We start from the raw sequence: 11,833 nt of genomic DNA on the forward strand, positions 1-11,833 counted from the left end.
GTTGTGGGGTGAAGGGCATCACTCATGATATCCTGTGGAATAAAGCCCTTTTCATCAAGAAATTTTGGGCCTATATCCAGATAAAAGACCTTTTTCCCATCGTGCAGTTTTGCTATCCGCCTGTTTATATCATCAATTGTCTTGCGAACCTGGGCGCCCGGTTTGTCCCTTGGAAATATAGCAAGGAGCAGGATCTTTGCAGCGGGAAAATCCTTTTTCAGTTCAAGGACAACAGCGCCGACACCCTCGGCTATTTCAGGCCCTGTATTCTGCATGGTATTGTTTGTGCCTATCATGAGCATGATGAGCTTCGGGCTGAATCCCCTGCCCTCACCATTTTGCAGTCTAAAAAGCACCCCCTGAGTGGTATCTCCAGCTATTCCGAAATTTGCCATCTTCAGGTTGCCAAAATATTTATCAAAAACCGGTTTCCCGGCAAAGGAGCCTTCAGCATTTCGCCAGAAGTCTGTTATGGAATCACCCAAAAGCAGGAGATCTATATCTCCCTTTCTGGCAATCTCAAGGTTGGCCTGGTGCTGCATCTGAAAAAAGGGCATAAGGGCTGGCATTGTTGCGGTATTGTCACGGGGTACTGTAACAGAAATAAGACCGGGGTACTTTGAATTAATCTCCTTAACCCTCGGGTCAGCAGTCTGTATAAATTTAACAAGCGCCTCCTCAGCAGCCTTCACCTCACCCTCTGAAGGTCTTGGAATGGCAACTGCCTCAGGGACAGGCGCATGCCCATCTATAATCACCTGGGCATAACTACCAGCGGTGAAGGTAAAAATAAAAAGTATAAGTGATAAAAATAGGTAATAGGATCGTGTGGTTCTCTGCATGGGTTCCCTCCTTGAAAAATGGTGATTGAATTGGGTTTTGTAAGCGCCTGTCATGTGCCTCACAATATAGATTCTTTATATCCCATTATTTAAATCAGTCAATCTTTAGTTTTAATGCATATGCTTTATTGACACCGGCTAAATGGAAATGTATTTTAACAGAAATTATCAGCAGGGGTATAAAATGAAAACGATCAGACTGAATGAGATAGACAAGATAAAAATGAGCATGGCAGGCGCTGAGAGGGTTTATAAACAGGTACCAATATCAAAAAAAGATGGGACCCCATCCTTCTGCTTCAGGGTATTTACCATAGAACCTGGCGGCCACACCCCCTGTCACACACACGGTTTTGAGCATTTAAATTATGTGATCAGCGGCCAGGGTGTGCTTGTTGATAAAGATGAGACCATGCACCCGCTTTCAGCAGGTGATTTTGCCATTGTCCTTCCGGGAGAAAAACATCAGTTTAGAAACAGCTCAGAAGATAGCCCGTTTGTAATAATATGTGCAGTATCCAATGAGTATGAATAGATAAACATGTAGATATAAATAATTATTAACCGGATATAAAAAACATGGAACAGATCAGTTCATTATTCAATATAAAAGAGAGGGTTGTAATTATTACTGGCGGTGGTGGGATTATAGGCGGGGCGCTTGCAAAGGGTTTTGTTAGCGCAGGTGCAAAGGTAATTCTCCTTGGCAGGACAGAGGCACCCCTTAAAAATCAGGTAGATGCACTTAAAACCAATGAAAATGAGATCACATCATTTCAGTGTGATGTGCTTGACCGGGAAAGGCTCATACAGGTCAATGATGAAATACTTGATAGATTTGGCAGGATTGATGTGCTTATCAATGCCGCAGGCGGTAATATGCCCGGCGCAACCATTGGCGTTGACCAGAACATCTTTGACCTTGATATGGATGCCTTTAAAAAGGTTACTGACCTCAATCTTAATGGCACTGTCCTACCCACCCTTGTCTTTGCAAAATCCATGGCAGAAAATAGCAGGGGATCCATAATAAACATCTCATCCATGGCATCAGTAAGGGCAATAACAAGGGTGGCTGGGTATTCCGCAGCCAAGGCGGCTATCGATAATTTTACCAGATGGATGGCTGTTGAACTGGCCAGTAAATTCGGCAGCGGCTTAAGAATAAATGCAATCGCTCCGGGCTTTCTTCTCACAAACCAGAATAGACAGCTTTTAACCAATGAAGACGGGTCACTCACAGAACGTGGTAAATCCATCATCAGTCTTACCCCGTTTAAGAGGTTTGGTGAACCGGAAGAGATGGTCGGCCCTGTTATCTGGCTTGCGAGCGATGCATCCGCATTTGTAACAGGGGCCATTATCCCCATTGACGGCGGATTCAGCTCATTTAGCGGGGTATAGAGCTATATGGCGTTTGAACATACATGGCGGTGGTTCGGCCCCAATGACTCGATAACCTTGAAGGAGATAAAACAGGTTGGAGTTACAGGCATAGTAACCGCCCTGCACCATATCCCTGTGGGTGAGGTATGGACCGTTGATGAAATCATGCGAAGGAAGAATGAGATTGAAAAGGCAGGGCTCACATGGTCTGTTGTTGAAAGCCTGCCTGTGCATGAAAACATAAAAAAAGGTACTAAAGAGCGGCCTGAGCTCATCAGAAAATACATGGAATCCATGAAGAACCTGGCCAAATGCGGTATCAGGACCATATGCTATAATTTCATGCCTGTGCTGGACTGGTCGCGAACAGACCTTAATGTGCCCACAAAGGATGGGACAATAACCACAAGGTTTGAACAGAAGGTGTTCGCCGCCTTTGACCTCTTTATACTAGATAGACCCAACGCAGAAAAAGATTACTCAGCCGAGATAATCAGGGAGGCAGAGATATTTTTTAATAACCTGGGAAACGCTGAAAAGGAGGGGCTGATAAAGACAATCCTCTTTGGCCTTCCAGGCTCACTTTTCACACTGTCATTAAAGGATTTTAAAAAGGCGGTCATTGAGTATAACAGCATTGGAGAAGAAGTGGTAAGGGAGAACCTCTATAAATTTATCAGGGAGGTAGCCCCTGCTGCTGAAGAATATGGCCTGTTCCTGGCAATACACCCGGATGACCCGCCCTGGACACTCCTTGGGCTCCCCAGGGTGGCAGGCACAAAAAATGATCTTGAAAAAATAATTGCAGCATATGATTCCATACATAACGGCATAACATTCTGCACAGGCTCCCTTGGTGCAGGCTTTAATAATGACCTTATAAACATGGTGAGGGCCTTCAGGGGGAAAATTAATTTTGCCCACTTAAGAAGCCTTGAAAGGGATGAAACAGGCAATTTTATTGAATCCTCGCACCTTGAGGGTGATATTGATCTGTACGCCATCATGAAAGAGCTGCTTACTGAACAAAAAGTGAGAGAAGAGTCAGGCGTGGATCGGCCTGTAATGCCTATGCGTCCTGATCATGGTCAGCTCATGCTCTTTGAACTTGATAAAAAGGGCATATACCCCGGTTATTCGCTGCTGGGGCGCATGAGGGGGCTATTCGAACTCAAGGGGCTTGAACTGGGGATTATACGTTCACTGAATCTTTAACAGGGGTAAAAATGCATTCAGGTCCTGAAAAAAATATAACTGACACGAAAAATATCGGCCATTTCAGATGGGTGATAGTGACCCTTGTCTTTTTTGCAACCACGATCAATTATGTGGACAGGCAGGTAATAGGTATACTAGCCCCTATTCTTCAGAAGGATATAGGGTGGAGCCAGATAGAATATGGCTACATTGTTACAGCCTTTACAGCAGCCTATGCAATAGGCCTTCTTCTGGTAGGAAGACTTATGGATATATTCGGCACAAAAAAAGGCTATGCCGCCTCACTTACTGGCTGGAGTTTTGCCGCTATTGGCCATGCACTGGCTGGTTCAGCCTTTGGATTTGGTGCTGCAAGGTTCATACTTGGTTTTTTTGAAGCAGGTAACTTCCCTGCTGCCGTAAAAACAGTAGCTGAATGGTTCCCTAAAAGGGAAAGGGCCTTTGCCACAGGTCTATTTAATGCCGGCTCCAATGCAGGGGCAATCCTTGCCCCCCTTGTTGTCCCTCTTATTACAGACCTTTGGGGATGGCAGGAGGCATTTATAATAACAGGCGCAGCAGGATTTATCTGGCTCATCTTCTGGTTCAGGTATTATGATACACCTGAAAAGAGTAAATATCTGGGTAAAGCTGAGCTTGAGTATATACAGTCTGATCCACCTGATACCCTGGTAAAGATACCCTGGAAAATGCTGGTTAAATACAGGGGCACCTGGGCATTTGCACTTGGGAAGCTCTTAAGCGACCCTGCATGGTGGTTTTATCTCTACTGGATACCCAAATTCCTGAATGAAAAACATGGCCTGACAATAAATGAATTTGCAGCCCCTTTAATAATAATATACCTTATGGCAGATGTGGGGAGTATTTCAGGCGGATGGCTCTCTTCATTTCTCCTGAAACGCGGGTGGTCAGTAAACAGGAGCCGGAAAACAGCCATGCTTGTCTGCGCCCTGTGCGCTGTGCCTATTATATTTGCGTCAAAGGTCACAAATGTCTGGGCAGCTGTAGGGCTTTTAAGCCTTGCAACTGCGGCCCACCAGGGTTGGTCGGCAAATCTCTTTACCACGGTATCGGATATATTCCCAAGAAAGGCAGTTGCCTCTGTGGTGGGGATGGGGGGAACATTCGGGGCAATAGGCGGCATGTTTATTGCGAGCGCAGCAGGTTTTATACTTGAATTTACCGGCAGTTATTTTATACTCTTTGCTATTGCAGGCTCTTTATATTTACTGGCCTTTCTGGTAATAAATATCCTGATCCCTGAAATCAAGGAAGTGGAAATAAGTTGACAGAGGTTACTGATGGAAAACGAACCGGTTCAGAAGATATTTCTCTCGGATAAAAACACAGCCCTTTTCGAGTGTCCGAAGTGTCACGTCTCAAAGGAGGCTGATGTCTCAAAATATAAAAAGCTTGAGGTCTCAATCAAGTTAAAGATCAAATGCAAATGTGGCAATATTTATGAAGTCAGCCTTGAGAGAAGAAAATATTTCAGAAAAGATACCATGCTGCCAGGGAAATTTACCTACAACTCCCTGTTTGGGGAGGATCAGGCAGGAATTTTAACAATCCTTGATATCTCAAAAGGCGGGTTAAAATTCAAGATGCTTACAGAACCCATTTTTCAGAAGGGCGAAATAATAGAGGTTGAATTCACACTGGATAATCCGGCCAAAACCCTGATAAAAAAACAGGTATTTGTAAGAAATATCAAAGATAATTTTGTAAACGTAGAATACTGCGCCTTTAACCCTGACAAACACCCCGAGGATAAGGCCATAAATCTGTATGTCTGAACCCGGATGGAGCTTTCAGCAGTCAGCGATCAGCTATCAGCTCACGCTTTGTTTGGAATGCCTTTTACTGATCCGCCGTCGCACAATGCTATGGCGGTACAGGAACCTGAACGCCAAAGGCTGACCGCTTACCCGTCCTTGTCCGATACAAAATGATTACTATCCAGGGTATTGTTTTTCACCTCTCACTTAATTGCCCTTTTCAAGTTATTTCTTTTCTGAAGAGCCATCCATATCTATAAAAATATACTTGTTCCTCATATCCTCCGGCACCAGGTCTCTCCTCGCTTTCTCGGTCAGTTTTGGGCCGTAGTGTGACTGCATAAACAGGAATGGTCTATCCACCTTATTAATATTAAAGGGGCAGTGTACAACATTTGGCGGTATATAAATCATTGTCGATTTGGTGATGATATGTTTTTCCATCTCCTCTCCCATAAACATCTCAAATTCTGCACCGAGGTCCTCAGGGTTTTTCGGGTCAGAACCGATCGCTATCAGCATTTCAGGGACAGGGTGGGTATGTGGGCCATGTCCCATTAATTTGGTTGTCCGTTCCCCCATCCACATGACCGAAAAGTACTGGCTGCCTTCTATGATGTCATTGTCGGCAAATGTGACAAACATGGGGCTTGCTCCAAAACCTATATCCCTCTCTTCTTTTGTCAGTTCGGTGAGAAAACACTTGCGATACTTTGACCCCTCTGGTGCCTTTGGATCAATCGGGCCCGCTGTTTCTGCAAAGCTCTCCATCGCAGGCATGAAGGCCGCTGCAAACATGCTCGCCATGACAACCCCTGCTGTGCCCGCGCCTATTTCCTTCATAAATACCCTGCGTGTCGTGCCTTTTTCATTTTTCAGGTCAGAATTCATATATGCCTCCTTTGAATTAATGGTTGATATTTTTAAGCCATAAACGGCGTAAAATCTATTGGCCCGGAAATTTTAACATCCATCCCGGTAAGTGCATCCTCGTAAGCCCCTGTGTAACTGGCAAGCACCATAATCTGATGAAGCCCCGGTATATTTTGCATGAACCTGCCCGCATCCCTGATTTTCAGATCCATTGTATTGGCGCACATGTTATTCATGGGGCCGCTTTTGGAGGTGGACTTCTCAGTATCCATGACCTGGCTTTCGATCATCCCAGGCCACAGTGAAAATCTTTTCAGGTCTTTACTGAAACCACCAACCAGCACCTGCCCGTGTGCAGGAAATTCTACCTCAGGTACAGCCCCTCTCCCTGACCCGTGGTAATCATGTATTTTATACCTCATCTGTGGGGCATCAAGGCCCATAAGCTTTAGCGGAGCAACACAGTGGCTCACTGTTATCTTTGAACCCCCTGGATTTGCAGTCATCAGGTTGCACATAAAGGATGGCCTGCGGCTTATTTTCTCCATTAACATGGATGAGAGCATGCTGCAAACATCCGCCTCGCAGGCGGCAGTAATACCTTCATCCCTTAGCCTTGCAAAGGCCAGGCAGGGGTATGGCAGCACAGGGTTTGGACTCATGGTAAAACCAAGGCAATCGATAGAAACAGCGCTTAACCCCTCTTTATCGATGATGGATCGGAGCAGGACGTAAAGCCTGCATGCATCAAGTATGTTTTTATCCGGGACCCCGATAACCTCTGTTGCCTCTCTCTTCCATCGTTCCATCTCTTTTATGGCCTCTTTGTCATCGACCTTCCTGTATAATCCTGCCAGCTCCTCAATTGGCCTGAACATTACTTTTACACCGGTGCGCCGGTAAATAATCTCTTCGTTCAGGTTGTGGGATGTTACTGTGGTGGAGTCAAAGGGTCTTCCATACAGGACCGCACGCTGACCTTCAAGGAGCATGGGTGATGCTGCAATCCTGATCCGTTCAAGTGCCTGTTCCGGTGAAATGGCAAAGGTGACATTTGCGCCGTTTCCGCGCAAGGATGACGCTAGATTCGCATCAATGGGGATCAGTTCCGGGTTTGTGGTAAGGACGATTACAGGTATATCCAGGTCACCCATTGCGTCACACAGCTTTCCAAAGCTGAAGGTCATGCGGGGAAGTATCAGAAGCAGGATATCCATTGTATGCTCATGTATGACCCTTATTATCTCTTCCGGATTCTGGTAGTTGACCTTTACTGAAGATACCAGCAGGGCTGTACCGGGAATTGATCCTATTGACTCTATGTACTTTCCATGGGTCTCAGGATTACTGCTGAGGCAGAGGAGGCTTTTTTTACCCCCTGCCTGTCCTTTGCGGCCCCCTCTTTCAGGACTCATATCCGCAAAAGCCCTGCCCGGAAGGGTCGCTGCTACGCCTGCTATGGTCATGGTTTTAATAAAATCTCTGCGACCCGCATTAAATCTCTTTTTATCCGCACCGCTCATTTGAGCCTCCTCTTTATTGTTTGGGCATATCCTTTGGCATTGGTATCTTCGGGCATCCGTTCGGGCACAGGGTGATCACATGCACATAGCGAAGCTTACCATTTTCCAGTCTGAATGTATGGGCATCCGGCAAACCATTTGCCCCGCCAAAATCAATAAGGCCCACTACAGAGCCCATATCCACATCAACAATATAGCTCCGGTTTGTCATTGGAACGCCTCCGCCCTTTGGCACACCGGCTGTACATGAAGGTTCAGGATCATTATTTGGGTTTGTATATGCCCCTCCCTCAATGCGGACACACGGTATACCCCAGGGTATCTTGTCAAAGGCCGCATAATCCTGGAATATGTCAAAGTAATCGCTTGCCACCTTGATAAGGGCGTTCCTCTCCATGCGCTTATCAGCAGGAAGAATGTCCCACTTTTCTGTTGATGAATATTTAAGATAGTCTGTGGCATTGAAGAGCCAGTCATCCTCATCGCTGACAAGGCTTTCCACCTCGGATATCCTTCCGTCTTCGACTTTAAGCCTGGTGCCGATCACATAAGGATGGCTTCCGTTTGCATGGATTATCTCTGTAAAACTCTGGCATGTATCAACATCTAAAAGGCTACGGCTGAAATCTATAGAGAGTGGGGACTTCCAGATACCATCGCTAAAAGGTATCTCTTTCCTGTTTTCTATATACTTCGCCTGCGACGCAAGAGGCATAACAGATGATGATCCTTTTTTTAGCGCATCAAGATACTTATCTGCTGTCTCCTTTAATACTGCCCTGCTGCACTCGGATGCGGCAATAACAGATGTGCAGTTAATGATTAAAACAGCTAACAATACAAATGGTATAAAATATCTGCGGTTCATATCTCCTCCTTAAATTGAATTTGATTAATGTTGTAAATCCTTTTTATTTGGATGATTCATACTTGTATTTATTTGTGATAGAGACTGCCATGCAAAGAAATGGCTGGTCGCATTTCAGGGTTTCCATCGGACAGTGCCATACTCCTTTGGGGATAACCACCGCAGTGGGTACTGAAAATATGTGATCTTCTTCCTCCCCCTTTGGCCCTATCTTGAAATTCACCTCTGCACCCAGCTCAGTACTTTTCGGGTCTGACCCTATGAAGTAGATCACTTCATCATGGTCATGCACATGGGGTTTTCTGGATAATCCGAGTGGGCCAACCTTGAGCCCGAAGGCATAAATAATATTACATGGGAAACCATTTAACAGGTCTGCCCCAGTAGAAAACATCACTGTTTCACCGAATTTTTTGATCGGTAGCGAAACTATGCACTTCCCATATCTGCTCTTTCCATCCGAGGTCTCCAGTGAAACACCCTGGAGAATCTGTTCAGCCTCTGAAGCAAGGCCAGGCACTGTGCCCGCAACAGCTATTGTTGAACCGCCAATGGCCAGTTCCTTGATAAATTTTCTTCTTGTTGATCCGGCCTTTACCTTTTTATCTGCACTCATACCCTAATCCTCCGATCATTATTTAATAATGGATACCCTGATAAATGTTCTCCACATAATTGATGTGCTGGTTATAAATGGGAATAGAAATACCTCTTAGAAAAACAGCAGAAAAGATTCGCATTGAATTCAATAATCCTCCCGATGAGGACAAGAAGTTGTTATTCTTTGTGCCTGAAATGATACAAGGACTTATTCTTAAGACTTTTTTATGGAAATATCAAGGATGTTGTAAATATAGATGTGTGCCCACTAAATTAACCGGCAATTAGGCTGATTTCTCGTTCCTACGCTCCACGTGGGAATGCTATTCCCGACGCTCTGCGCCTTTTAACCACCCTGTACAGATGCCAATCAACTCTGACCTTCCCGCATAAATCCCTGGACTTAAATCCTTTTTGAAAATGCACGGATATGATCCGGTGTTGCCCCGCAGCAGCCGCCCAATAGTTTTGCCCCTGCCTCCATACATTTAATCAGACCATCTGAAAATTCAAGCGGGTTCATATCAAATACTGTTTCACCGTTGACAAGTTTTGGTCTTCCAGCATTAGGCTCAGCAAAAATTGGCAATTTTGTTGTACCGGCATATATCTTAATTATCTCTGCCATCTGAAATGGGTCTATTTCCCCGCAATTTGCGCCTATGGCGTCAGCGCCTTCATCTGCAAAAGACCTTACGCATTCGATGGCCGTATTACCCATCATGGTCCTGCCGCCATCTGATTCTGTTTTATACGCAATAGATACAAGGACAGGTTTATCCGATACCTTTTTACATGCCTTTAATGCGCACACGGCCTCACGAAGATCAAACATCGTCTCGATAATAAAGCCGTCAACACCGCCCTCATTAAGTAAATTTGCCTGTTCAGTGTATGCCTTTATAAATTGCTCCTCTGTATAGTTCCCATATGGTTCCAGCATCTGCCCTGTAGCAGAAAGATTTCCAAGGACATACCCATTGTTTCCGGTTGCTTCCCTGGCAATCTTGGCTCCTGCCAGATTGACCCGTGTAATGTCAATATTAAGCTTATGTGTCTCAATAAATATGCGGTTCATGGTAAGGGTGTTGGTGATGATAGCAGTGCTGCCCGCATTGATATAATCCCTGTGAACATGTGTTACATTTTCAGGGTTTGTAAGATTATTTTCACACCGGGTATAATTCCCCAGTTTATCCAGCTCTGTACCTATTGCGCCATCAAGTATTATTAAGCCTGGCGACTTAAGTAAATTATGAAAATTCATTTTCAATACTCCAGATATCTGTTTGTTCATATGGAATATTTATTTTTCTTTCCTCGTTTTTTACTCGTTCCCACGGTCTCCGTGGGGACGCAAGCCTTGACGCTCTGCGTCATCATGACAGCCAGTAAGAAATAAATCAACCCTCTCTTTTTAAATGTAAATCATTTCACAATTCCAGATTTCCCATCTCGTCATATTTGAATTTATCAAAATAAGCCACCTCCCAAAAATAACCATCCGGGTCAGAAAAATAACCATGATAACCACCCCAGAATGCATCCTGTGCAGGTTTAACAATTTTACCTCCTGCCTCTTGTGCCTGCAATAAAATCTCATTCACATCACTTTTCTGTTTTACATTATGTGCAAGGGTTATTCCTGCGAATCCGGATTTTTTAATAGATATATCCGGGCTGATATCCTCTGCAAGTTTATCAAAAGGATATATGGCCAGAACAGTACCATTGGTTTTAAAAAAGGCAATATGGTCTGTTTGCTTTGCGTCAGTCTTAAATCCAAGCCCGGTATAAAAGTGATAAGACTTCTGAAAATCCCTTACACCGAGTGTGATTATTGTGATTCTTGATTCCATATTCTTTCTCCTGAATTTAAATTTCGTTCAAGTATCTTAATATAAAAATGTAAACCTAATAAAATTTGAATTTACTGTATTGGAAGAATGGAACATTTATACATTTTTAAGATAAACCTGCGGGGTGACCCCTGTGATTTGCCTAAATTCATTGGTCATGTGTGACTGATCAAAATACCCGCCGATTTGAGCCAGCAACCTGGAAACACCAGAGACAAAACACCGACAGTGTGTGCTTCTTCATAGAAGGGCACACTGTCGGGGAATATAAACCTATTTTTCTTTACAGCCGATAAAGCGGTAAATCACTGCACCAATCACACCTCCAACAATAGGAGCCACCCAGAAAAGCCAGAGCTGTGCAACAGCCCATCCGCCCACAAAAACTGCAACCCCTGTACTGCGCGCAGGATTGACCGAGGTATTGGTGACAGGAATGCTTATCAGGTGAATAAGAGTCAGGCACAACCCGATTGCGATAGGCGCAAAACCAGCCGGAGCCCTGCTGTCAGTGGCGCCAAGGATAACTATAAGAAACATCATGGTCATAACCACTTCACAGATAATGGCAGCCACCATATTATATCCACCGGGTGAATGCGCCCCATACCCGTTTGATGCAAAACCTGCTGCAACATCAAAACCTGCCTTGCCGCTGGCAATAAGGTATAAAATGCCACCGGCAGCTATGCCACCTAAGACCTGGGCAATAATATAGGGAATTAAATCTTTGGCCGGAAACCTGCCGCCAGCCCACAAACCAATAGAGACTGCCGGATTAAGGTGGCAGCCTGATATGTGCCCTATGGCAAAGGCCATTGTGAGCACGGTCAAGCCAAAGGCTAGAGAGACACCAAGAAGACCAATACCGACATCAGGAAAC

Annotated in this window: 13 protein-coding genes; 5 read left to right on the forward strand and 8 right to left on the reverse strand. The window is 44.8% G+C overall.

Going from position 1 to position 11,833, the window contains the following annotated elements:
* Window positions 1–842, reverse strand: an 842-nt coding sequence (locus GX654_12905) for a hypothetical protein (GenBank protein ID NLD37759.1), incomplete at its 3' end; no start/stop codon positions are given.
* Between the two features lie 184 nt (window positions 843–1,026).
* Here GX654_12905 and GX654_12910 point away from each other — a divergent pair.
* From GX654_12910 to GX654_12930, 5 genes are read left to right on the forward strand one after another with little or no spacing between them, the layout of a single operon-like run.
* Window positions 1,027–1,377: a cupin domain-containing protein gene (locus GX654_12910; protein NLD37760.1), complete on the forward strand. Its 351-nt coding sequence runs from the start codon at window positions 1,027–1,029 to the stop codon at window positions 1,375–1,377.
* 53 nt (window positions 1,378–1,430) lie between these two features.
* Window positions 1,431–2,246: an SDR family oxidoreductase gene (locus GX654_12915; GenBank protein NLD37761.1), complete on the forward strand. Its 816-nt coding sequence runs from the start codon at window positions 1,431–1,433 to the stop codon at window positions 2,244–2,246.
* Between the two features lie 6 nt (window positions 2,247–2,252).
* Entirely contained in the window at window positions 2,253–3,443 is a 1,191-nt protein-coding gene (gene uxuA, locus GX654_12920) for a mannonate dehydratase (GenBank protein ID NLD37762.1), read from the forward strand.
* Between the two features lie 11 nt (window positions 3,444–3,454).
* Entirely contained in the window at window positions 3,455–4,738 is a 1,284-nt protein-coding gene (locus GX654_12925; GenBank protein NLD37763.1) for an MFS transporter, read from the forward strand.
* A gap of 12 nt (window positions 4,739–4,750) precedes the next feature.
* Entirely contained in the window at window positions 4,751–5,245 is a 495-nt protein-coding gene (locus GX654_12930) for a PilZ domain-containing protein (GenBank protein ID NLD37764.1), read from the forward strand.
* A gap of 207 nt (window positions 5,246–5,452) precedes the next feature.
* Here the strand turns inward: GX654_12930 and GX654_12935 are convergent, their stop codons facing one another.
* The 7 genes from GX654_12935 to aqpZ form a co-directional block, all read right to left on the reverse strand.
* Entirely contained in the window at window positions 5,453–6,118 is a 666-nt protein-coding gene (locus GX654_12935) for a hypothetical protein (protein NLD37765.1), read from the reverse strand.
* Between the two features lie 32 nt (window positions 6,119–6,150).
* Window positions 6,151–7,623, reverse strand: a complete 1,473-nt coding sequence (locus tag GX654_12940; GenBank protein NLD37766.1) for a hypothetical protein — start codon at window positions 7,621–7,623, stop codon at window positions 6,151–6,153.
* A gap of 13 nt (window positions 7,624–7,636) precedes the next feature.
* Window positions 7,637–8,491: a hypothetical protein gene (locus GX654_12945; protein ID NLD37767.1), complete on the reverse strand. Its 855-nt coding sequence runs from the start codon at window positions 8,489–8,491 to the stop codon at window positions 7,637–7,639.
* Between the two features lie 43 nt (window positions 8,492–8,534).
* Window positions 8,535–9,107, reverse strand: coding sequence for a twin-arginine translocation signal domain-containing protein (locus GX654_12950; GenBank protein NLD37768.1), 573 nt, complete (start codon window positions 9,105–9,107; stop codon window positions 8,535–8,537).
* 387 nt (window positions 9,108–9,494) lie between these two features.
* Window positions 9,495–10,358: a hypothetical protein gene (locus GX654_12955; protein NLD37769.1), complete on the reverse strand. Its 864-nt coding sequence runs from the start codon at window positions 10,356–10,358 to the stop codon at window positions 9,495–9,497.
* 166 nt (window positions 10,359–10,524) lie between these two features.
* Window positions 10,525–10,950 (reverse strand): VOC family protein, encoded by a 426-nt coding sequence (locus GX654_12960; GenBank protein ID NLD37770.1) that lies wholly within the window; start codon window positions 10,948–10,950, stop codon window positions 10,525–10,527.
* A 273-nt stretch (window positions 10,951–11,223) separates the two neighbouring features.
* Window positions 11,224–11,833: aquaporin Z (gene aqpZ, locus GX654_12965; protein NLD37771.1), on the reverse strand; the 610-nt coding region annotated here is incomplete at its 5' end.

The organism is Desulfatiglans sp. (genome assembly GCA_012513605.1).
Classification (GTDB): domain Bacteria; phylum Desulfobacterota; class DSM-4660; order Desulfatiglandales; family HGW-15; genus JAAZBV01.

Coding starts and splice junctions, on each gene's coding strand:
- GX654_12910 (NLD37760.1), top strand. CDS start 1,027: ATGAAAACGATCAGACTGAATGAGATAGACAAGATAAAAATGAGCATG.
- uxuA (NLD37762.1), top strand. CDS start 2,253: ATGGCGTTTGAACATACATGGCGGTGGTTCGGCCCCAATGACTCGATA.
- GX654_12925 (NLD37763.1), top strand. CDS start 3,455: ATGCATTCAGGTCCTGAAAAAAATATAACTGACACGAAAAATATCGGC.
- GX654_12930 (NLD37764.1), top strand. CDS start 4,751: ATGGAAAACGAACCGGTTCAGAAGATATTTCTCTCGGATAAAAACACA.
- GX654_12935 (NLD37765.1), bottom strand. CDS start 6,118: ATGAATTCTGACCTGAAAAATGAAAAAGGCACGACACGCAGGGTATTT.
- GX654_12940 (NLD37766.1), bottom strand. CDS start 7,623: ATGAGCGGTGCGGATAAAAAGAGATTTAATGCGGGTCGCAGAGATTTT.
- GX654_12945 (NLD37767.1), bottom strand. CDS start 8,491: ATGAACCGCAGATATTTTATACCATTTGTATTGTTAGCTGTTTTAATC.
- GX654_12950 (NLD37768.1), bottom strand. CDS start 9,107: ATGAGTGCAGATAAAAAGGTAAAGGCCGGATCAACAAGAAGAAAATTT.
- GX654_12955 (NLD37769.1), bottom strand. CDS start 10,358: ATGAATTTTCATAATTTACTTAAGTCGCCAGGCTTAATAATACTTGAT.
- GX654_12960 (NLD37770.1), bottom strand. CDS start 10,950: ATGGAATCAAGAATCACAATAATCACACTCGGTGTAAGGGATTTTCAG.